The organism is Kitasatospora hibisci, assembly GCF_043950205.1.
GTDB classification, from domain to species: domain Bacteria; phylum Actinomycetota; class Actinomycetes; order Streptomycetales; family Streptomycetaceae; genus Kitasatospora; species Kitasatospora hibisci.
Genome location: NZ_CP171642.1, coordinates 7,111,859 through 7,133,345 on the forward strand (window position 1 = coordinate 7,111,859; position 21,487 = coordinate 7,133,345).

Consider the following 21,487-nt stretch of genomic DNA (forward strand, 5'->3'; position numbering starts at 1 on the left):
GTGGTGGGGCGTCAGGCGGGCACTGCCGTGGGCAGCACGGTGGGGCGGCAGTCCAGGACGTCGACCGGACGGCCCATCGCGACGGCGATCCTCCGGTCGCCGCGGTACGGGTCGCGGCCGTGCGCGCAGAGCACGTTGTCGACCAGCATCACGTCGCCGACCTGCCAGGTCTCGCGGACGGTGGCGGCCTCGTAGGCGGCGTTCAGCGCGTCCACGTCCTCCCGGGAGAGCGGATCGCCGTCCCCGAAGCCGGTGTTGAACGGCAGGCCGTCCGGGCCGAACTCGTCGACCATGGCCTCCCGGATGTCCGGGTCCAGCGACCACTCGTTCCAGAAGGCGAGGTGGTTGAACCAGACCTCCTCGCCGGTCCGGGGGTGGTGGACGGTGGCCGGCCGCAGCTGGCCGGTGCGCAGGTTGCCGTCCGGCTGCCACTGCCAGGAGATGCCGTTCTCCTTGCAGTACAGCTCCACCTCGGCGCGGTCCTCGGTGCCGAAGGCGGTCCGCCAGCCGAGCGAGACGTAGTCCGAGTAGGTGCGGGTGAGCGTCCAGCCGGACGCCCGGCCGCGGGCCGCCAGGTGCTCCGGCAGGTGGGCCAGGACCTTGCGGACGTCGGCGGTCGGGGTGGCGCCGCCCTCCTCGGGGGCGGTCAGGCAGGCGAAGAGCAGCCGGCCGGGGAAGGTCAGCGTGTAGCTGTTCTCGTTGTGCATCCGGATCGACTGGGCCGGCGGCAGGTCGGTGGACGAGAAGACGCCGTGGCCGAAGTCGCTGCGCGGGGTGGCCTTCTCCCGGTACGGCGTGGGCTCGGGGATCAGCACGTCGCGGACGGCGGCGACGTCCTCGGTGGAGGCCACCGGCAGGCCGCGCAGGAAGATCGTGCCGTGCTCGTGCAGCGCGGCGGTCAGCTCGGCCTCGTTCTCGCGCAGCCAGGCGCAGCCCTCGGCGAGGTCGGCGCCGGCCGGCACCCGGGTCAGGGCGGGGCGGCCGGGAGTCAGCTCCCAGGTCGGCATCGCGCGCTCACCGGTCCAGGGTGGCCAGCAGGCCGGCCGGGCGGATGTCGGTCCAGTTGGTCTCGATCCAGTCGAGGCACTCCTGGCGGGACGCCTCCCCGTGGACGCTGGTCCAGCCGGCCGGCACGTCGATCCAGACCGGCCAGAGCGAGTGCTGGTTCTCGTCGTTGACCAGCACCAGGTAGCCGGCGTTGTCGTCCTCGAACGGGTTGGTCATGGTGCTCTCCTCGGTGTGGTGTGGACCGGTGGGGCGCGGCCCCCGGTGTGCTTCGAAGCTATCGGCGGCGCGGCGGCCGGAGCGGCACAAGGCCCGGCAGGTGGGCGGCAGTTAGCGCCTGCCGGTGCGCGCGGTCAGCGGGGGGCGAGGCGGACCGGGAAGCGGTCCAGGCCGAAGTTGATGATCGAGCGGTTGTACTCGACCGGACCGGCCGGCTCGATGGCGGCGGCCTTCTCCAGCGCCGCCGAGTACAGCGCGCTCAGCTCGGCCTTGGCCAGCGGTGCGCCGATGCAGTAGTGGGCGCCGAGCCCGAGCGCCAGGTGCTTGTTGGGCGAGCGGTCGAGCAGGATCTCCTCGGGCCGGTCGAAGGCCTCCGGGTCCCGGTTGGCCGACCAGACCCAGACCGCGACCCGGTCGCCGCGGCGGATCTGCCGCCCGGCCAGCTCGACGTCCCGGCTGGCGGTGCGCAGCGTGTGCAGGCCGACCGAGGTCCACCGCAGCAGCTCGTCCACGGCGGAGTCCATGTCGACCTCGCCCTGCTGGAGCGCGCGCCACAGGTCCGGGCGCTGGACGAGGGTGTGCAGGCCCATCGCGGCGGTGTGGCGGACCGTCTGGACGCCGCCGACTACGATGTTGTCCAGGTTCAGCACGACGTCCTCGACCGGCAGCAGCCGGCCGTTGACCTTGTAGGTCGCCATCATCGAGATCAGGTCGTCGCGCGGGTCGCTGCGGCGCAGCATCACCTGGTGCAGCAGGTACGGGATGAGCTGTTGGTGGCCGGCCCGGCGCTCCTCGGGGGTGCGGCCGAGGAAGGCCACGTCGCAGACCCGGACCACCATGTCGCGGTCCTTCTCGGGGACGTCCAGCAGGTCGCACATGACCGCCAGCGGCAGAGCGGAGACCACGTCGACGAGGTCCACCTCGCCCTGCTCGACGGCCCGGTCGAAGAGCTCGGCGGCCCGTTCGGCGATCGAGCGGGCGGCGCCGCGCACCCCGCCCTTGGAGAAGAACGGGTTGGCGGGGGCGCGCAGTTCGCGGTGCCGGGGCGGGTCGGTGAGGGCCATCATCCGGCCCGAGCCGACCGGTACCTTGCCCTGGCCCGAGCCCAGCAGCGAGCCGGATTCCGAGCTGAACACGGTGGCGTTGCGCAGCACGTCCGCGGACTCGCGGTAGGTCAGCACCGACCAGACCGGCCCGTCGTCCACCGTCTCGGTGCGGTGGACGGGGGCGGTCCGGCGCAGTTCGGCGACCAGCGCCGGGGTGTCGGGGCGGGCCCACAGGGCCGGGTCGGTGAGGTCGACGGAGGTGGTGGTGGTCGTCAAGACTGCTCCCTGGGGGTGGCCTCGGGCCCGCGCCCGAGGGTCGGAGTGGGCGGGGCGGGACGGGGCCGGCTGCGTCCGGCCCTCACGGGCGGGGCCGGACGGCGGGCCGCAGCGGCGGCCGGGCCGGCGCCGGGGCGCGGACCCGGTCCGTCGCGGGCCGGGCCGGGGCGGCGGCCAGCAGCGAGGACAGCAGGGCCACCGGGCCGGGCCGGTCGACGGTGGCCAGCAGGTGCCCGCCGGGCAGGACGTGGTGGCCGAAGGCGCCGCCGGTGAAGGCGGCCCAGCCGGTGAGGTCGGTGGTGCTGAGCATCGGGTCGTCGGCGCCGGCCAGCGCGTACAGCGCGGAGCCGATCGGCGGATGCGGGCGGTGGTGGAAGGTGGCGCTGACCGCGAGGTCGGTGCGGATGCCGGACAGGGCCAGCTCGACCAGGTCCGGATCGGCCCGGACCAGCTCCTCCAGGCCGGTGAGGCGAAGGAGTTCGCCGGCGTCGAGGTCCCTGCTCTCCCGCTCGGCCCACTCCGCGGGGCACGGTGCGCCGGCGGCGACCACCAGGTCGGGGCGCCGGTCGGCGGGCAGCGCGCGGGCCACCTCGTACGCCAGCAGGGCGCCGAAGCTCTGCCCGTAGAAGCCGAACCGGCCGCCGGCCAGGTGCGGCGTGATCGCCTCGACGACCGCCGCCACCAGGGCGGCGAAGTCCGGCGGCATCCGGTCCCGGCTGCGGCCGCCACGGGCCGGCGGGCGCAGCGCCCAGACCTCGGCGGCGGGTGCGAGCGCCCGGGCCAGCGGGGTGAAGGCGGTGGCGTCGCCGCCGGCGTGGGGGAAGCAGAACAGCCGCAGCGGACGGTGGGGTTGGGGCGCGGGGACGAGGAACCAGTCGCCCTCGATCCGCGGCCGGGCGGCGGTCGCGCTCATCGGGCGGCCCGGCGGGCGGTCAGGGCGGGTCGCGGCGCGGCCGGGCCGGCCTCGGCGGCCCGGCGGACGGCGGCGGTGAACCCGGCCAGGTCGGCGGCGTCCAGCAGGTGCCGCAGCTGGAGCTCGACGTTCAGCCTGCGGCGCAGCAGGTGCACCACGCGCAGCGCGGCCAGCGAGTGGCCGCCGAGCGAGAGGAAGTCGTCGGTGGGCTCGACCGCGGGGACGCCCAGCACGGTCCGCCAGACCTCGGCGACCTGCTCGTCGATGCCGCCGGCCGGCGCGGCCTCCGCGGCGACGGCCGGGGCGGGCAGCGCGCGGTGGTCGACCTTGCCGTTGGGGGTGAGCGGGAGCGCGTCCAGCACGGTCACGGTGGCCGGCACCAGATGGGCGGGCAGGGTCCGGCGCAGCGCGGCCAGCAGCGCGGCGGCCTCGGCCCCGGCTCCGGCGGTGGTGACGACGTATCCGGCCAGCCGGAGGTCGCCGGGCGCGGCCTCGTGCACGGTGACCGCCGCTGCGGACACCCCGTCGAGGGCGGCCAGGGCGTGCTCCACCTCGCCCGGCTCGATCCGGAAGCCGCGCAGCTTGACCTGGCGGTCGACCCGGCCGACGTACTCCAGCAGGCCGTCCGCGGTGCGGCGGGCCCGGTCGCCGGTGCGGTACATCCGGCCGCCCGGCGTGAACGGGTCGGCCACGAACCGGCCGGCGGTCAGCCCCGGGTGGCCCGGGTAGCCGTGTGCCACGCCAGGCCCGGACAGGTACAGCTCGCCGACCGCCCCGGGCGCGGTCACCGGGGCCAGCCGGTCGTCCAGCAGGTGGGCGCGGACGCCGGGCAGCGGCTCGCCCAGGTGCGGGCCGGGGCCGGTGATCGGGGCGGTGATCGCGTCGACGGTGCACTCGGTGGGCCCGTACAGGTTGACCGCGTCGATGCCGCCGTCGGCCAGCTCGCGCCAGGTCCGTTCGGGGACCGGTTCGCCGCCCATGAACAGGCGCGGCACCCGGGCGCCGGCCAGCGGCTCGCGGAGCAGCTGCCAGTGCGAGGGGGTCAGGTCGAGGTCCGTGACGCCGTGCTCGGCGAGCAGGACGGCCAGGCGGGCCGGGTCGGCCCGGTGGGCGTCGTCGATCAGCACCAGAGTGTCGCCCCGGCAGATCCGGACCCACTGCTGGACGGAGGCGTCGAAGGAGACGCTGGCGTTCCAGCCGACGACGGCCGGCTCGGGGCGGTAGGCGCCGCTGCGCTCCAGTGCGGCGGCCAGGTGGGCGACGGCGCCGTGCGGCACCTCGACGCCCTTGGGGCGGCCGGTGGAGCCGGAGGTGTAGATGACGTAGGCGGAGTCGAGCGGGCCCGGGGTGGAGTCCGCCGCGGCGTCCGCGGCCCCGGCCGCCCCTGCGGCCTCGGCGTCCGGGCGGAGCACCGGGACGCCGGCCGGGACGGGCGGCGCGGCGTCGGTGCTGATCACGGCCGCGAGGCCGGCGTCGGCGGCCATGAAGGCGATCCGCTCGGCCGGGTAGGCCGGGTCGAGCGGGACGTACGCGGCACCGGCCCGCCAGGCGGCGAGCAGCGCGACCGGCAGGTCGGCCGTGCGGGCCAGGTGGATGCCGACCCGGTCGCCGCGCCGCACGCCCCGGGCGCGCAGGGCGCGGGCGAGGGCGGCGGTCCGCCGGTCCAGGGCGGCGAAGTCGAGGCTGCCGTCGACGGCGTGCACGGCCGGCCGGTCGGGGTGGGCGGCGACGGCGGCGCGCAAGCGGGTGAGCAGGTCGGCGGGGGCGGTGGGCTGGGCGGTGGCGGCCGGTTCGGTGGTGGTGGTCATGCGGGGGTGCTCCTCGGTCGGGACGGGTGGTGGCGCGTCGGGGCCGACGCGGTCGTACGGGAGCCGCGGTGCGCGGCGGGGGGCGGCGCGGCGTCAGACCGACGCCGCCAGGGCCGCGAGGGCCGCCGCGTAGGCGTCGATGAACTCCTCGGCGGTGGCGTCGTCCACCACCGCGCGCTGGTGGTCCACGGCCAGCAGCACCCGGTCCGAGACCGGGTCCTGGATCAGCGAGGCGCCGAAGGCGAAGCTGTTGGGCTCGTGCCGCAGGGTGGGCTCACAGCCGATCCGGCCGTCCTCGATCCGCGCCGAGCTGAGCCGGCCCAGGGCGTGGAACCGCAGGTAGCCGAACTGGCTGTCGAGCGCGGTGTCGGCCATCAGCCGGGCCAGCCGGGCGAACGGCACCCGGCGGTGCGGCATCATGTCCAGCTCCTCCCGGTGCACGTGCCGGACCAGTGCGGCGAGGTCCGCCCCCGGCTCGGCCACCAGCGGGACGGTGTTGAGGAAGAGCCCGTAGACCTCGGTGCCGCCCAGCCGCTCCAGCCGGCCGTTCATCGCCAGGCCGGTGGTGACCCGCTCCCGCCCGGTGATCCGGGCCAGGGCGTGCAGGTGGGCGGCGAGCGCCACGGACTTGACCGGCACGGCGAGCGCGTCGGCCACGCCGCGCAGCTGCCGGGGGGCGTCCGGCAGTACCCGCTCGACCGTGCGCGGCAGGTCGTGGACGTCCTCGCTGCCCGGCCAGAGCTGGCCGGTGGCGCCGTCCAGCCGCTCGCGCCAGAAGGCCAGCGAGGCCGGCTCCCCGGCCGCCGCCCGCTCCACGGCGACGAAGTCGCGGAAGGCGGTGCGCGGCGGCGGGGTCGGCGCGGACGCCGGGTCGGCGGCCAGCGCGGAGTGCCGTTCGAGGATCTCGGTGAGTAGCGAGGTGAAGCTCCAGCCGTCCAGGATCGCGTGGTGCTCGGAGATGGTGAGCTGGAACGCGCTCGCCCCGAGCCGCTGTACGGTGATCCGGAACAGCGGCGGCTCGGCGAGGTCGAACGGCCGGTCCCGGTGGTCGGCGAAGACGGCCCGGACGGCCGCGTCCTGGGCCTGCTCGTCCGCGCCCCGCAGGTCGGCGAACTCGACCGGGGCGGGCAGCGTGCCGTGCACCAGCTGGAGCGGTTCGCCGTACCCGGAGATGTCGAGGCCGGTGCGGAGCACGGCGTGCCGGGCCATCGCCTCGTTGACCGACCGGACGAAGGCGGTCTCGTCCAGATCACCGGAGATCCGGTAGGAGTTGACGTTGTGGTAGCTGTCGGTGCCGCCGGCCACCTCCATGTGGAAGACCATGGACAGCTGCATCGAGACCATCGGGTAGGCGTCGACCACCTCGGGCGGGAGCTCGGCCCGGTCCTCCTCGGCGATCAGCGCGAACGGCCGGTCCGCCCCGGGGTCCGCCGCCACCGGGCGGGCCGCCGGCAGCAGCGCGGCGACGGTGGGGGCGTTGAAGACGTCCCGCAGGCTGACCTGCCAGCCGCGGTCGTGCAGCGCCCCGGCCAGCTGGACGGCGCGGATGGAGTCGCCGCCGAGGTGGAAGAAGTCGTCGTGCACGCCGATCCCGGGCAGGCCGAGCACCTCCGACCAGACGGCGGCGAACAGCTCCTCCTCCGGGGTGCGGGGCTCGGCGTGCCGGCCGGTGGCGGGCGCGGCCCGGCCGGGCGCGGGCAGCGCCGCCCGGTCGACCTTGCCGTTGACGGTGAGCGGCAGCGCGTCCAGCACGGTGACGCTCGCCGGGATCATGTACTCGGGCAGCGCACGGCCCAGGAAGGCCCGCAGGTCGGCGGGCTCCCGCCCGGTGACGTACGCGGCGAGCCGGTCGTCGTGCACGGTGACCACGCAGGTGTCCACGTCCGGGTGGGCGGCGACGGCGTTCTCGATCTCGCCGAGCTCGATCCGGAAGCCGCGCAGCTTGACCTGGAAGTCCGCCCGGCCGACGTACTCCAGCCCGCCGCCGGGCAGCCGTTTGGCGACGTCGCCGGTGCGGTAGAGCCGGGCTCCGGGCGGGCCGTACGGGTCGGCCACGAAGCGGCCTGCGGTGAGGCCGGGTCGGCCCCAGTAGCCGTGGGCGAGGCTGCCGCCGCCGATGTACAGCTCGCCGGGCACGCCGGCCGGGCAGGGGCGCAGCCAGTCGTCCAGGACCGCCGCGGTGAGGTGCGGCATCGGCTCACCGATCAGGCTCCGCTCGAAGCCCTCGCCGCCGTCGGCGACGTCGTGGACGGTGACGTGGACGGTGGTCTCGGTGATCCCGTAGAGGTTGCAGAGCCGGGCGGGCGGCAGCGGGTCGAGGGCGGACCAGCGCTGCACCACCCCGGGATCGAGCGCCTCGCCGCCGAGCATGATCCAGCGCAGCGCGGGCAGCGCGCGCGGGTGGCGGCGCAGCGCCGGTTCGAGCTGGCGCAGCGCGGACGGGGTGAGGCAGAGGTGGGTGACCCGCTCCCGGTCGACGAGTTCGGCGAACTCGTCGGGCGAGCGGCTGGTCAAGTACGGCACGACGACCAGGCGGGCGCCGTGCAGCAGGGCGCCCCAGAGTTCCCAGACGGTCCAGTCGAAGGCGTAGCTGTGGAAGAGCGTCCAGACCGCGTCGGAGCCGAAGCCGAAGTGGGGGCGGCCGGAGTCGAGCAGCCGGCTGACGTGCTCGTGGGCGACGGCCACGCCCTTGGGGCGGCCGGTGGAGCCGGAGGTGAAGATGAGGTAGGCGACGTCGCCGGGGCGCCCGGTGGCCGGGAGCCTGGTGTCGGGCAGGGCGGCGAGCTCCTCGGCGCGAGCCGCCAGGTCGAGGGTCTGCCAGGGGCCGTCCGGGGCGCGGTCGGGCCGGTCGGTGACCACCACGGAGACGGCGGTGTCGCCGAAGACCAGGGCGGCCCGGTCGGCCGGGGCGGCCAGGTCGACCGGCACGTAGGCGGCGCCGGTCTTGAGCACCCCGAGGATCGCCGCGGGTACGGCCGCGGTGCGCTCCAGGAGCAGACCGACCCGGTCGCCGGGGCGGACCCCGCGGGCGCGCAGCGCGTGCGCCAACCGGTTGGCCCGGCGGTCGAGTTCGGCGTAGTCGAGGGTGCCGTCCGGGTCGCTGACGGCGGGCCGGTCGCCGTACGCGTCGGCGGCCTGCTCGAAGAGGTGGTGCAGGCAGTGGCCCGGGTCGAGGCGCGCCGGGCGGTGCGGCGCAGGGGCGGAGGTGAGCCGGAGCACGGTGGCGTCCGGATCGGCGAGCGCGGCGTCCAGCAGGCCGGCGTAGTCCGCGGCGAGCCGGCGGACGGTGCCGGGGTCGAAGAGGTCGCTGCTGTACTCGGCCTCGCCGCGCAGCTCGGCGCCCTCGCCGCCGTCGAAGAGCGACCAGGTGAGGTCGAACTTGCTGGTGCCGTTGGATCGGACGGTCCGCTCGGCGGTGGCCGCGCCGAGGACGAGTGGGGCGCGGTCCTCGGTGTGGGCGCCGAACACCACCTGGACCAGCGGCGGGTGCTGGGCGGTGCGGGCGGTGCCCAGCCGGTCGACCAGCTGGTCGAAGGGAACGTCGAGGTAGCCGAAGGCGTCGAAGGCGGCGTCCTGGACGTGCTCCAGCAGGGAGCGGAAGCTCGCGCCGGGCGAGAGCCGGATCCGCAGTGGCAGCAGGTTGACGAAGTAGCCGATCAGGTCGGCGAGTTCGGGCCGGTTGCGGGTGGTCACCGGGGTGCCGACGAGCAGGTCGTCGGCTCCGCTCCAGCGGCCGACCAGCAGCGCGAACGCGGCCAGTTGGACGGTGAACGGGGTGACGCCCTCCGCTTCGGCGAGCGCCCGGACCCGGGCCGCGGTACCGGGGGAGAGGTCGAACGGCTCGGTGGCGCCGCGCTGCCCGCGCTCGGCCGGGCGGGGCCGGTCGGTGGGCAGCTCCAGCAGTGCGGGAGCACCGTCGAGACGGTCCTTCCAGTAGGCCAGGTGCTCCTCGTAGGAGGTGTGCTGCTCCTCCAGCGCCCAGTCGGCGTACTGGGCGGCGAGTTCCGGCAGCCGGGGCTCCCGCTGCTCGGCCAGGGCTCCGTACAGCTCGACGAGCTCGCGCTCGAAGAGGTCGGCCGACCAGCCGTCCCAGACGATGTGGTGGACCACCAGCAGCAGGGTGGTGCGCTCGTCGGCGAGCCGGACGGCCTCGGCGCGCAGCAGCGGGCCGGCGGCCAGGTCGAACGGCTCGGTGGCGCGCTCGGCGAACAACCGGGCGGCGCGGTCGGGCCGTTCGGCATCGGGCAGGCCGCGCAGGTCGGTGACGGCGAGCGGGACGGCGAGGCCGCGGTGGACCTGCTGGCGGGGGCCGTCGGGGTGCAGCGCGAAGGTGGTGCGCAGCGTCTCGTGCCGGGCCACCACGCCGTCCAGCGCTCGCTGCAGCAGGTCGAGGTCGAGCGGGCCGGTGACGTCGTACGTCCAGGGGGTGGTGTAGGTGGCGGCCTCCGGGTTCAACCGGTCGAGGAACCACAGGCCGCGCTGGAGCCCCGACACGGGGGCGGTGCGGGCCGGATCGGCGGACGGGCTCACGGCCATGTTCCCTTCGTTCGGGCGATCGGTCTGACGGTCCGTCATCGTGCGCCCAGCCGTTCCGCGATGGCGCCGACGGTCTTGCCGCGGAACACCACGTGCGGCGGGACGCGGGTGCCGGTCTGCTGGGAGAGCCGCATGGCGACCCGGACGGCGGCCAGCGAATTTCCGCCGACCCGGAAGAAGTTGGCGTCCGGGCCGAGGTCCTCGGTCAGCTCCAGCACGGCGCGGACGGCGTCGGCGACCAGCCGCTGGTCCGGGGTGAGCCGGTCGGCCGGCGTGGTGGCCCGGCGCTCGGCCGGTGCGGGCAGGGCGCGCCGGTCGACCTTGCCGTTGGGGTTGAGCGGCAGGGCGTCCAGCACGTCGAGGGTGGCGGGCACCATGTGCTCGGGCAGCAGCGCCGCCAGGTGGTCGAGCAGGGCGTCCGGTCCGGGCGCGTCCGGCCCGGTGGTGACGTAGGCGGCCAGCCGCCGGTCGCCCGGGGCGGGTTCGTGGACGGTGACGGCGGCCTCCCGGACGGCCGGGTGGCGGGTGAGCGCGTCCTCGATCTCGCCGGGCTCGATCCGGAAGCCGCGGATCTTGACCTGGTCGTCGATCCGGCCGGTGATCTCCAGCACGCCCCCGGCGCCGCGGTGCCCGAGGTCGCCGGTGCGGTAGAGGCGCTCGCCCGGAGCGCCGAACGGCGAGGCGACGAAGCGCTCGGAGGTCAGCCCGGGCCGGCCGACGTAGCCGTACGCCAGCCCGCCGCCGGCCGCGTACAGCTCGCCGGTGGTGCCGTCCGGGACCGGACGCAGCTGCTCGTCCAGGACGTGGACCGCCTTGCCGTGCAGCGGGTGGCCGATCGGGATGGAGGCGCCGGCGGCGTCCTCGGGGGTGGCGCGGTGGCAGGTGGTGAGTCCGAGGCTCTCGACCGGTCCGTAGCCGTTGGCGACGACCAGCTGCGGGTACTGCTCCAACGCCTTGCCGACGTGGGTGACGGAGGCCCGCTCGCCTGCGGTGAACGCCACCTTGAGGTCGTCGTAGGTGTCCGGGAACTCCTCCAGCAGGAAGTTGAACAGGCTGGCGGAGAGCTGGAGCTGGGTGACGCCGTGGCGGCGGGTGAGCTCCGCGACGGCCTGCGGGTCGGGCCGCTGGCCGGGCTGCAGGACGCAGGAGCCGCCGAAGGCCAGCGCGCCGTAGAGCTCCAACGCGAAGGCGTCCCAGGAGACCGGGGAGCACTGCAGCCAGACCTCGTCGGGGCCGAACCGGGCGTAGTCCTGGCCGAGGTAGGTGGTGGTCAGGGCGCGGTGCGGGACGGCGACGCCCTTGGGACGGCCGGTGGAGCCGGAGGTGAACATCACGCAGGCGAGGTCGGCGCCGGTGACCGGCAGCCCCGGGTCGTGCGCAGGCCGGGCGGCGACGCCGGCGGCCTCCGCGTGGAGGTCCAGGTGGTCCGCGACCGGGAACGGCGGGCCGGTGCGGCGGTGCGTGACCAGCAGGGCGGCGCCGCTGTCGGCGACCGCGCCGGCCAGCCGCTCCGCCGGGAAGTCGGGGTCGAGCAGGGTGTAGGCGGCGCCGGCCTTGAGCGCGGCGAGCAACGCGGTGACCAGGTCCGGCCCGCGCTCGACCAGGACGGCCACGGTGTCGCCCCGGCCGATGCCCCGGTCGGTCAGGTGGTGCGCGAGACGGTTCGCCGCGGTGTTCAACTCGCCGTAGGTGACGCTCTGTTCACCGGACAACAGGGCAGGCGCGGCCGGCTCCCGGTGGGCCCGGTCCTCGACCAGGGCGTGCACCGGCACCTCGACCGCGGCGGCCAGGGTGCCCAGCCAGTCCTCGCAGAGGCCGGCCATGGTGACGGCCTCGAACAGGTCGGAGTCGTACTCGAAGCGGCCGGTGAAGTCGGTGCCGCGGTCGTCGACGGAGATCGACAGGTCGAAGCGGGAGACCGGGTTGGAGTGGAGCTCGCGGGTGACCTCGGTGCCGCCGACGGTCAGCGGACGGGTGTCCAGTGGGTGCAGCTCCAGCAGCACCTGGCAGAGCGGGTTGCGGTTCTCCGCGCGGTCGTCCGGGCGCTCCTCCAGCACCGCGGTGGCGATGTCGTCGAACGGCGCCTCCTGGTGGCGGTAGCCGTCGATCGCCACCTCGCGCACGTGCCGGACGAGCTCGCGGAAGTCCGCGCCCTCGTCGAGGCGCACCCGAAGCGGCAGCAGGTTGACGAAGTAGCCGATCAGCGCGTCGAGTTCGGCCCGACCGCGGACACTCACCGGGGAGCCGAGCACCAGGTCGCGCTGCCCGGTGCGCCGGTGCAGGGTGAGCGCCAGCCCGGCCAGCAGGACCATGAACGGCGTGGCGTCCTCGCTGCGGGCCAGCGCCCGGACGGCCTCGGCGACCGGGCGCGGCATGGCGAAGCGGTGGAACGCGCCGCGGAAGGCCTGCACCTCGGGCCGGGGGCGGTCGGTGGGCAGGGCGGGCTCGGTCGGCGCGTCGCGCAGGTGCTCGCGCCAGTGGTCGAGGTGGCGTGCGGCCGCGGCCGCGTTGTCCTCCCGGTACTGCCAGGCGCTGTAGTCGGCGTACTGCACCGGCAGTTCGGGCAGCGCGGGGGCCCGACCCGCGGCCATCGCCTCGTACAGCTCGGCCAGCTCGGCCTCCAGGACGGGCAGCGAGCCCTCGTCCCAGACGATGTGGTGGCAGAGCAGCAGCAGCGTGGACGTCCCGCCGGTCCGGTACAGGTGCGCGCGCAGCAGCGGGCCGGTCTCCAGGTCGAACGGGACCAGTGCGGCCTCCGCGAGCAGCCCGTCGACCTGCTCGGGAGCGGTCTCCACCACCGTGAACGGCAGCTCGACGGACGGATGGACCACCTGCCGGGGGCCGTCCTCGCCGAACGCGAAGGTGGTGCGCAGGCTCCCGTGCCGATCCACCACCCCGGCCAGCGCCCGCCGCAGCAGCTCCGGGTCGACCTCGCCGGCGAAGCGGAACACCCACGGAACGATGTACGTCGGCGCGCCCGGGTTCCACTGGTCGAGGAACCAGAGCCCGCGCTGGAAGGTGGCAGGCGGGGCCTCGGTGGCGCCGGTGCGGGTCAGCTCCGGGCGCTCGCCGCCTGCGGAGGCGGTGACGGCGGCCGCGAACTCGGCCAGCGTGGGCGCGTCGAAGATGGTGTACGGGGAGATCATGCCGAACACGTCGAAGACCCGGCCGACCACCCGGACGGCGGTGAGCGAGTCCCCGCCGAGGTGGAAGAAGTTGTCGTCGGCGCCGACCTCGGGCACGCCGAGCACGTCCGCCCAGACGGCGGCGATCAGCTGCTCGGCCGGGGTGCGCGGCGGGCGCCGGCCGCTCGGCGCGGCGGCGGGAGCGGCCTGCGGCTCGGGCAGCGCGGTCCGGTCTACCTTGCCGCCGGCGGTCAGCGGGAAGGCGGCCAGCGGGGTGACGGTCGCCGGCACCATGTGCTCGGGCAGCCGCTCGGCCAGGAAGGCGCGCAGCTCGGCGTAGTCGGGCGCGGGGCCGGTGACGTAGGCGGCCAGCCGGCCCTCGTGCGCGACGACGACCGCGCCGGCGACATCCGGGTGGCCGGCCAGCACCTGCTCGATCTCGCCGGGCTCGACCCGGAAGCCGCGGATCTTCACCTGGTGGTCGGTGCGGCCGACGAACTCCAGTGCCCCGCCCCCGGCGCCCGCCCGGACCACGTCACCGGTGCGGTACATCCGGGCGCCCGGCTCGGCCGCGAAGGGGTCGGCCACGAACCGGCCCGCCGTCAGGCCGGACCGGCCGTGGTAGCCGAGGGCCAGCAGCGGCCCGCCCAGGTAGAGCTCGCCGGGCTCGCCGGGCGCCACCGGACGCAGCCGGTCGTCCAGCACGTAGGCCCGGCGGTCGCCGAGGGGGCTGCCGATCGGCACCGCGTCCGCGTCCGCGGCGGTCCGCTCGGCCCGGTGGACGGTGGCGGTGACCACCGTCTCGGTCGGCCCGTAGGCGTTGAGCAGCGGGACCCCGGTGGCGGCCCACCAGCCGGCTGCGGCGTCCGGGTGGAGCCGGTCGCTGCCGGAGATCATCAGGCGCAGGGTGCGCGGGGCGCGGCCGCGCTCGCGGACGGCCGCCACCACCTCCTGGAAGTACCCGGCGGCCACGTTGGCCACGGTGACGCCCTCGGCGTCCAACAGGTCGAGCAAGGCGGTGGGCGCGACCAGCTGCTGCTCCGGGATCACCAGGCAGGCGCCGGCCGAGAGGGCGGTGAGCACCTGCTCGACGGCCACGTCCACGGTCGGGCGGGCGAAGTGCAGCACCACGTCCTCGGGGGTGAGGGCGAAGCCCTCGGCGGCGGCGGCCAGGTGGCCGGTCAGCGCGGTCAGCGGGACGTGCACGCCCTTGGGGCGGCCGGTGGTGCCGGAGGTGTAGACGAGGTAGCCGGCGGAGGCCGGCAGGGCGTCGGCGGGAGCGGCGGCGGCTTCGGTGCCGGCGGGCGCGGTGCCGTCGGGCGCGCCGTGGTCGACGAGGTCGCCGTCGACGTAGTCGAGGGTGGCGCCGGCGTCCTCGCGGATCCAGCGGTTGCGCTCCTCGGGGGCCTCCCGGTCCAGCGGCAGGTAGGTGGCGCCGGCCCGCAGGGCGGCGAGCAGGCCGACCACGTGGTCGAGCCGGTCGCGGCCGGCGACGGCCACGGTGCGCCCGGGGGTGAGCCGGGCGGCGAGCGCGCCGCTCAGCTCGTCCAGCTCCCGGTAGCGGACCGTCCGCCCGCCCAGCCGGACGGCCGGCCGCTCCGGGAACCGGCGCGCGACGGATATGAAGGGGAAACCGCGTGATTCCATCATTTAACCCCGATGAATGAGCGACGCTGGTGGCAGTGGTTTCGACGATAGGGCGGCCTCTCCGGCCCGATCGGCAGAACTTCCGGAAGACCATCGGCAGTTTCAACTGCCGCTTGGGTCAAGTGACTTGACTGAAGCGCGACAGCCCGCCGGGAGGCCTGGCGGCGCCCCGGCGGGCTGGAGTGGGAAAGCGGTGGAACGGTGGGGGGAGGACTACGGCAATTCCGCCGGCGCGGCCTCCGGAACGGCCAGCCGGCCGTCCGCGGACCACACGTCGGAAAGGTCCAGCGCGGCCGGCGTGTACTTCCCGAGCGCGCTGATCAGGAGCCGCAGCTCCAGGGCGAGGCACTGCGCGAACCGGATCAGCCCGGCCTGCGGATCCTCGGCGGAGGCCAGCACGGCCGCCCGGCCCAGGCCCACCGCGCGGGCCCCGAGCGCCAGGGCCTTGACCGCCCGGGCGCCCTCCCAGATCCGCCCCGAAGCCAGCAGGCAGGGCGGCGGCCCGGCGACCGCCAGCCGGCGCAGGCACTCCGCCAACGGCAGGCCGACCTGCGCGGGGAAGGCGTCCGGCGCCCAGCCGGTGCCACCCTCCGCGCCGTCCACCGTGACGGCGTCCGCCCCGGCCTCGGCCGCCACCCGGGCGGCCTCGGCGACGTCCCGGCCGGGGTGCAGCTTCACCCAGACCCGGGCCCGCGGGAAGTTGTTGCGCATCAGCCGGACCTGCTGGCGCAGGATCTCCGCGGTGAAGGTGCCGGGCGTGCTGGAGCGGAGCACCCGGCCGTCGCCGAACACCGGGTCCAGCCCGTACCGGTCGCCGAGCCGGTCCGCCGCCTCGGCGTCCAGCACGGTCATCCCGCCGAGTCCGGGCTTGGCGCCCTGGCCGACCTTCAGCTCGAAGGCCAGGCGCCCGGATTCGAGCAGCGGCAGGGCGGCCGGGTCGCTGTACACGAGGTTCCAGACCTCGGCGTCCGCGTCCTCGGTGGACTGCTGGACGGCGACCCCGCCGAGTCCGTCCGGCAGCTCCGCGGCGTAGGCCCGCAGCCGGCCGAGCAGGGCCCGGTCGGCGGCCTCGCCGAGCCGGCCGTAGCCGTTCACCGGGACGACGTTCTCGCCGATCACCATCGGGACGCCGAGTGCCCCGGCCTGCCGGGAGAGCGCCTGCCCCAGGTCGCCGCCGGCAGCCCGGGTGGAGCCGAGCGCGGACACGTACACCGGCAGGGCGGAAGTGAACCCGCCGATACCGGTGGTGAGTTCGACGTCCCGGTAGTCCGGCTCACGGCCCAGGTCGATCAACCGGGCCAGCCGCTGCGGCATGAAGACCGGCGGCACCAGGCGCAGCGCGTCCAGCGGGTCCCGGAAGTCGGCCGGGCCGTCCGGGCGTTCGGCGCCGAACAGCACCCGGCCGTACTCGCCCGGCGGCGGGAAGGCCGCGGCCACGCCGGCCCGGGCCCGCCGACGGACCTCCTCCTCCGGGAACCCCGGCGCGGACAGGTCGCTCATGCGGCCACCCCGCTTCGGCAGGTGCCCGCGCCGGGGGCGGTCCGGCGGACGGCTGCACCGAACACGGCCCGTTCGTCCCGCCCGGTCACGGCGACACCACCCCGGCCAGCTTCGGGAACGCGCTGGCCTGCCAGACCGCGTCCAGCCCGGCGACGTAGCGGGTCAGCCGCTCGACCCCGATGCCGAAGCCGGCGCTGCCGGGCACGCCCTCGCGGACCAGGTCCAGGTACCAGCGGTACTTCTGCGGGTTCTCGCCGGTCTCCCGCATCCGGGTGACGATCTCCGCGTAGTCGTTGGTGCGCTGACTGCCGCTGCACAGCTCGCCGTAGCCCTCGGCCGCGATCAGGTCGAAGTTCCGCAGCAGGCCCGGGTCCTCCGGGTTCTCCCGGTCGTAGAAGCCGCGCGAGCCCTTCGGGTAGTCGGTGACGAAGAACGGCCGGTCCCGCTGGGCCGAGAGCAACGCCTCACCGGCCCAGTCGAGTTCGGCGTCCGGGCTCTGCGGGTGGCCGAGCCCCTGCAGCTCGGCGACGGCCTCCGCGTGCCGCATCCGGCCGAACGAGCCCTTCAGCAGCTCGGTGAACGCGGCGACGTCCCTGCCGAGTTCGGCGAAGTCCTTGGGCAGCTCGCGGACCGCGCTGTCGACCATGTGCACCACCAGGTCCTCGACCAGCTGGACGGCGTCGTCCCGGGTCGCGCCGGCCACCTCCACGTCGAGCTGGTGGAACTCGGCCAGGTGGCGGCTGGTCCCGGCGGTCTCCAGCGGCTCCAGCCGGACGTTGGGCGCGATGCAGAAGATCTTGTCGAAGGCCAGCAACGAGGCCTGCTTGTAGAGGATCGCGCTGGTCATCAGCTTGTAGCGGTGGCCGTAGAAGTCGACGTCGACCTGCTTGGAGCCGCGCGCACCCGGGTCGGTGACCGGGCCGATGATCGGCGGCAGCAGCTCGGTGAACCCCCGCCCGCGTAGGAACTCCCTCGCAGCGGTAAGGAGTTGGTGTTGTATCCGGAGGGCGCTGCGGGTGGTCGGCGCGGTCAGGTGCCGCCCCGGGTCCACCGGTGCGGTGGTGGCGGTGTCGGCGGCTTCGGCGGCGGCCGGGGTGGTGGCGGCCGGTGCGGTGAGCCCGTCGTCGGTCATGATGCGTTGAGTCCCATCTCTCGTCGCGGGGCGGGGGTTCGGGGCGGTACGGGGGCGGCGGCGCGGGCGTCGTACGTCCGCTGGACGTGCGACAGCGCGGTGAGCAGCTCGGCCGAGCCGAGGATCGGCGGGCGCGCTCCCCCCGACAGGCCGGCGATCGGCATCGAGCCGACGCTCGACCAGTGCAGCCGGCCGTCCGGCCCGAGCGAGCTGCGCGCCCGGCCGGCGTTGTCGGGGTGCAGGCAGTACGGGACGTCCAGGTAGCCGGCGGCGAAGGCCCGGACCAGCGCCCGGCCCACGTCGGAGTCCAGCTCCAGCACCGCGCCGATCAGCGCTCGTGCCTCCGCCTCGATGCCGGTGTCGGGCGCCGCGCTGAGCGGTGGCCGGTCGCGCTCGTCGGCCGCCGCCGCGGCGGCCGTCTCCAGCGCCCGGACGTTCTCGCCCACGGTCGGGATCCGGTGCGCCTCGGCGGTGGTCTTGACGATCAGCCGGGCCACCCCGGTCCGCACCGCCAGCCGGGCCGCCTCGGTCAGCAGCAGCCGGGCGCCGCCGGGAGTCCGCGGGTAGACACCCATGTAGGCGTAGAGGACGAGGTGCCGGTCGACGTCCGGCAGTAGCTCGTCGGCCAGCCGGCCGAGGACGGTGAGCGCCTCCTCGTCCTGCCGCAGGTCCGGCTGCTGGGCGTAGCTGAGCGAGACGCTGCGCAGCCCGTGCTGCCGGAAGAACAGCGCCTCCAGGACACTGACCGCGATCAGCAGGCTGGGCGGGCAGAGCTGCCCCATCAGGCAGCCGCCGAACGTCTCCAGGTGCGGTTCGGCGCCGAACTCCTGGATCGAAGCCAGCACTTCGCAGCTGCGTTGCCAAGCGGCCACCGCCTCGCGCAGCGGCGTACGGCTGTAGGGCAGGCAGTACGAGACCGGGCCGCCCTCGGTGGCGTCCAGGCCGACCGCCAGTAGCGCCCGGACGATGTGCTCCGGCGACGCCGAGCCGTGCCGGACCTGCACCGGGAAGCCCGCGTCGGCGACCCCGCGCAGCACCGCGCGGGTGACGTCGGCCGGGTGGGTGGCGATCGGGTAGCCGTTCAGTCCGGCGCCGTCGGCCAGCGCGCGCCGGGCGGCGGCCAGATCGCCGGTCCGGGTGTAGCTGTCCAGGGTGATCGTGCCCACCGTGACGGCGGTCGCGTCCCGGGTGGCGATCAGGCCGTCGCGCTGGCGCAGCGGGTCGGCCATGCCCATCCGGGGCTGGACGACCAGGGCGCCGGCGGCTCTGGCCTGGGCGACGAAAGCGCCGAAGCCGGTCACAGCAGCACCCCGGCGGAGAGCGACGTGACGAAGGCGCGGAACTCCGCCACGGCGCCGGCGTCCTCGAAGACGCCGTCGAAGCCGGCGGCCAGCAGCACCTCCTGCCGGGTCGGGTCGTCGGAGCCGGCGATGCCCAGCTTGCCGCCGATCACGGTCGGCGTGCGGCGCAGCTCCGGGCAGGTGCGCAGGGCGGTGATCACCCGCAGGCCCTCCTGCTGGCCGTGCCCGTTGACGCTGCTCAGCACGATCAGGTCGGGCTCGATCCGGCGGCACTCGGCGACCAGGAGTTCGTCGGGCACGCAGGCGCCCAGGTTGGTGACCCGGTGGCCGAGCTCCTCCAGCAGCAGCTGGAGGAAGACCAGGTTCCAGGTGTGCGAGTCCGAGGCCATGGTCGTGACCACGACCTCCAGTCCGGCCGGCTCGGCCTTTCCATGCTGCTCCAGCTGCTCCACGGCATGCTGCTCCACGGCGCAAACCCTCTGTGTCGGTTGGTGGTGGGGAGTCCCGGCCGGTGGTGGTGGGTGTCCGGGGCAGTGGGTCTCGGGACTCCGGCTCGCCCGGCCGTGGACAGAACGCTAGGGAGGATCCGCTCGCCGGACCGGCAGCTTGCCCGGCAAGTGACGGGCAGTATCGGTGCGGGCCAGGACGGGCCGGGCGTCGGCGGGACGGCGGCGGTCAGCCGGCCGCGGCCAGCACCGGCTGGGCGTCGCAGAGCCGGCGGCACAGGTTGAGTACGGAGAACCGGACCCCGTCGCGGGCCGGGACGCTGCGGATCAGCCCGCTTGCCAGCAGCTCGTGCAGCGCGAGCAGGCACTCCTGCGGCGGGCGGCCGCTCAGCGCCACGGCATCCTCGCCCGACCAGTCGCCGGGCTCGGCGGCGAGCCGCTCCAGCAGGTAGCGCTGGCTCAGCGTCAGCCGCTCCAGCGCCGCGCCCAGCGCCGCGCCGACGTCCCCGCGCCCGCCGAACCCGGCCGGCGGCGTCAGGTGGAACGGTCCGTCCGCCAGCCGGGCCACCAGCTGCCCCGGCGACAGCACCGTGGACCAGCCGGCCGCGAGCTCCAGGGCCCCCGGAAGGCCGTCCAGTTGGCGGCAGAGCGCGGCCACGGCCGGCGCCTCGTCGCGCTCCAGCCGGTAGCCCGGGCGCAGCCGGCGCAGGTGCGACAGGAGCAGCCGGACGGCGCCCACCTCGGCCAGCGCGGCCGGGTCGTGGTCGAGTTCGGGCCCGGGGGTGGGCAGCGGGGCCAGCGGGATCACCTGGCCGCCGGGCAGCGGTTGTGCGACCCGCGCGGTGATCAGCACCCGCAGGCCGGGACAGCGCTGGAACAGTTCGTCCAGCAGGGCGGTGTCCACCCGGCCGTCGGCGCCGTCGAGCACCAGCAGGGTGGGCCGGTCGCCGATGGCGCGGGCGAGGTCGGCGCGGCCGTCGCGGGCTCGGCCGAGGTCGCTCCGGCCGAGGTCGCTCCGGCCGCCGTCGGCGCGGCCGAGGTCGATGAGGGTCGGACCGGAGCGGACCGGCTCGGGGTGGTACTGGGTGCCGACGGCCACCGAGCCGGCGCAGTCGATCCAGCGCACCGACCAGCGCGCGGCCAGGTGCAGCCGCCGGGCCACCTCCAGCACCAGCCGGGTCTTGCCGACCCCGCCGAGGCCGGTCACCGTGACCAGCCGGTCGCCGTGGACGGCCAGCGCGTCGGCCAGCACCTCGGACTCCAGCTCCCGGCCGACGATCGCGCCGCGGGCCACCGGCGGCGCGGTGGGCTCGTCGCGCGGTTCGTCGGCGAGCGCCTGCCGGCGCGCGGCCGCCTCGAACGCCGAGCGGTTGCGGCCCTCCAGTCGGAGCGCGTCGGCGAGCAGCCTGACCGTCTCCTGCCGGGGGCGCTGCACCCGGCCGCTCTCCATGTCCCGGATCGCCCGCACGCTCAGGGTCGCGTGGTCGGCGAGCACCTGCTGGGTCAGGCCGACCCGTTCGCGCCTGATCCTGAGCAGCTCTCCGAAGCCCACCGCCGTCTGCAGCGACTGACCGCTGTCCATGTCTCGTCCGCCTTCCGTGGGTTGGCCAACTACCGGGGACCGGATCGGGTCCGTGCGGCCGCCGGCACGCCGGGGGCGGCGCGGACCGGCTGTGGCCGTCGAACCGTGTTCCCCCCGCCGCCGATGGTCCACGGCCCTGCTCTACGGACGATCAACGGTCGATCACCGCAGGTTCACGGACTCTCCGCATCGTCCACGAAGCTTCCTCCGGCGACCGCGGTCGCCCGACCGCTTCGCGACTGCCGCTCGACCGGCGCGCCGTCACCGACCTCGCACGCCGCCCGGCCCGGCCGACCTGCGCAAACGGCGGACCGGCCGTGTGCGGCGCGGGTGTCCCGGGCGTGCGGGGCACCCGGAGGCGGCGACCCCGGCACCGGGTCAGCCGATGTCGACCACGCGGGCCCAGGCGGGCGGCCCGGCCGGGACGTAGTCAGGGTCCTCCTCGCGCCACGAGTGCCGGCTCCGCAGGCGGGGGAAGAGGCCGATCACCGTCCGGCACGGCGGCTGGGCGCTCGGCCACGGCGTCTGGCCGTCGGTCAGCACCACGACGACGTCCGGCCGGGGCCGCTCGCGCAGCGCACGGGCGAAGCCGCTGCGCAGGTCGGTGCCCCCGCCGCCGAGCAGCGGGATGCCCTCGGCCCGGCACAGCGGGTGGACGACCCGGGTGGCGGCGTCGCAGGACAGCACGGTGACCAGGTCGCGGCGGCCGCCCACCGCGCGTGAGATCGCGGCCACTTCGAGCAGCGCGCTGCCCAGTTCGGCGTCGCCGACCGAACCCGAGGTGTCGATGACCACCGAGACCCGCGGCGGCCGCCGCCGCAGGCTCGGCAGCACCGTGCCGGGTACGGCGGCCGAACGCCGGGACGGCCGGCCGTAGGTGTAGTCGTCGCCCGCGCCGGCGGACGAGGCGGCCGAGCGGACCGCCGCTCCCAGCAGGTCCCGCCACGGCTG

The 21,487-nt window shown here is 75.8% G+C and carries 12 protein-coding genes and 1 pseudogene; all 13 read right to left on the bottom strand.

Annotated elements, in window-relative coordinates; all coding sequences use genetic code 11:
* Window positions 1-11: 11 nt before the first annotated feature.
* Window positions 12-1,007 (bottom strand): TauD/TfdA family dioxygenase, encoded by a 996-nt coding sequence (locus tag ACF9IK_RS31025; protein WP_395297379.1) that lies wholly within the window; start codon window positions 1,005-1,007, stop codon window positions 12-14.
* A 7-nt stretch (window positions 1,008-1,014) separates the two neighbouring features.
* Complete coding sequence (locus tag ACF9IK_RS31030) at window positions 1,015-1,224, bottom strand: MbtH family protein (RefSeq protein WP_238861905.1); 210 nt, start codon at window positions 1,222-1,224, stop codon at window positions 1,015-1,017.
* Window positions 1,225-1,358: 134 nt separating this feature from the next.
* Complete coding sequence (locus ACF9IK_RS31035) at window positions 1,359-2,546, bottom strand: cytochrome P450 (RefSeq protein ID WP_395297380.1); 1,188 nt, start codon at window positions 2,544-2,546, stop codon at window positions 1,359-1,361.
* Between the two features lie 82 nt (window positions 2,547-2,628).
* Window positions 2,629-3,459 carry a thioesterase II family protein gene (locus ACF9IK_RS31040; protein ID WP_395297381.1) on the bottom strand — a complete coding sequence of 277 codons (831 nt, stop codon included), beginning with the start codon at window positions 3,457-3,459 and terminating at the stop codon, window positions 2,629-2,631.
* Window positions 3,456-5,267, bottom strand: a complete 1,812-nt coding sequence (locus ACF9IK_RS31045) for a non-ribosomal peptide synthetase (protein WP_395297382.1) — start codon at window positions 5,265-5,267, stop codon at window positions 3,456-3,458. Before ACF9IK_RS31045 ends, ACF9IK_RS31040 begins: the two co-directional genes overlap by 4 nt.
* Before the next feature lie 93 nt (window positions 5,268-5,360).
* Entirely contained in the window at window positions 5,361-9,803 is a 4,443-nt protein-coding gene (locus ACF9IK_RS31050; RefSeq protein WP_395297383.1) for an amino acid adenylation domain-containing protein, read from the bottom strand.
* A 35-nt stretch (window positions 9,804-9,838) separates the two neighbouring features.
* Window positions 9,839-14,575 carry an amino acid adenylation domain-containing protein gene (locus tag ACF9IK_RS31055; RefSeq protein WP_428846388.1) on the bottom strand — a complete coding sequence of 1,579 codons (4,737 nt, stop codon included), beginning with the start codon at window positions 14,573-14,575 and terminating at the stop codon, window positions 9,839-9,841.
* A 213-nt stretch (window positions 14,576-14,788) separates the two neighbouring features.
* Window positions 14,789-16,075, bottom strand: a complete 1,287-nt coding sequence (locus ACF9IK_RS31060; protein WP_395297385.1) for a glutamate synthase-related protein — start codon at window positions 16,073-16,075, stop codon at window positions 14,789-14,791.
* Between the two features lie 85 nt (window positions 16,076-16,160).
* Entirely contained in the window at window positions 16,161-17,207 is a 1,047-nt protein-coding gene (locus ACF9IK_RS31065; protein WP_395297386.1) for an asparagine synthetase A, read from the bottom strand.
* Complete coding sequence (locus ACF9IK_RS31070; RefSeq protein WP_395297387.1) at window positions 17,204-18,508, bottom strand: methylaspartate mutase; 1,305 nt, start codon at window positions 18,506-18,508, stop codon at window positions 17,204-17,206. The genes ACF9IK_RS31065 and ACF9IK_RS31070 overlap by 4 nt, the downstream gene beginning before the upstream one ends.
* A complete protein-coding gene (locus tag ACF9IK_RS31075; protein ID WP_395298726.1) occupies window positions 18,505-18,951 on the bottom strand; it encodes a cobalamin B12-binding domain-containing protein in 447 nt (148 codons plus the stop codon). The genes ACF9IK_RS31070 and ACF9IK_RS31075 overlap by 4 nt, the downstream gene beginning before the upstream one ends.
* 232 nt (window positions 18,952-19,183) lie before the next feature.
* A complete protein-coding gene (locus ACF9IK_RS31080; protein WP_395297388.1) occupies window positions 19,184-20,536 on the bottom strand; it encodes a helix-turn-helix domain-containing protein in 1,353 nt (450 codons plus the stop codon).
* A gap of 378 nt (window positions 20,537-20,914) precedes the next feature.
* Window positions 20,915-21,487, bottom strand: a pseudogene (locus ACF9IK_RS31085) (VWA-like domain-containing protein); the annotation flags it as partial.

Bases quoted from the DNA above. Each gene is read 5' to 3' on its own strand.
- ACF9IK_RS31040 (WP_395297381.1), bottom strand. From the start codon at position 3,459: ATGAGCGCGACCGCCGCCCGGCCGCGGATCGAGGGCGACTGGTTCCTC.
- ACF9IK_RS31045 (WP_395297382.1), bottom strand. From the start codon at position 5,267: ATGACCACCACCACCGAACCGGCCGCCACCGCCCAGCCCACCGCCCCC.
- ACF9IK_RS31065 (WP_395297386.1), bottom strand. From the start codon at position 17,207: ATGACCGACGACGGGCTCACCGCACCGGCCGCCACCACCCCGGCCGCC.
- ACF9IK_RS31030 (WP_238861905.1), bottom strand. From the start codon at position 1,224: ATGACCAACCCGTTCGAGGACGACAACGCCGGCTACCTGGTGCTGGTC.
- ACF9IK_RS31050 (WP_395297383.1), bottom strand. From the start codon at position 9,803: ATGGCCGTGAGCCCGTCCGCCGATCCGGCCCGCACCGCCCCCGTGTCG.
- ACF9IK_RS31080 (WP_395297388.1), bottom strand. From the start codon at position 20,536: ATGGACAGCGGTCAGTCGCTGCAGACGGCGGTGGGCTTCGGAGAGCTG.
- ACF9IK_RS31025 (WP_395297379.1), bottom strand. From the start codon at position 1,007: ATGCCGACCTGGGAGCTGACTCCCGGCCGCCCCGCCCTGACCCGGGTG.
- ACF9IK_RS31055 (WP_428846388.1), bottom strand. From the start codon at position 14,575: ATGGAATCACGCGGTTTCCCCTTCATATCCGTCGCGCGCCGGTTCCCG.
- ACF9IK_RS31060 (WP_395297385.1), bottom strand. From the start codon at position 16,075: ATGAGCGACCTGTCCGCGCCGGGGTTCCCGGAGGAGGAGGTCCGTCGG.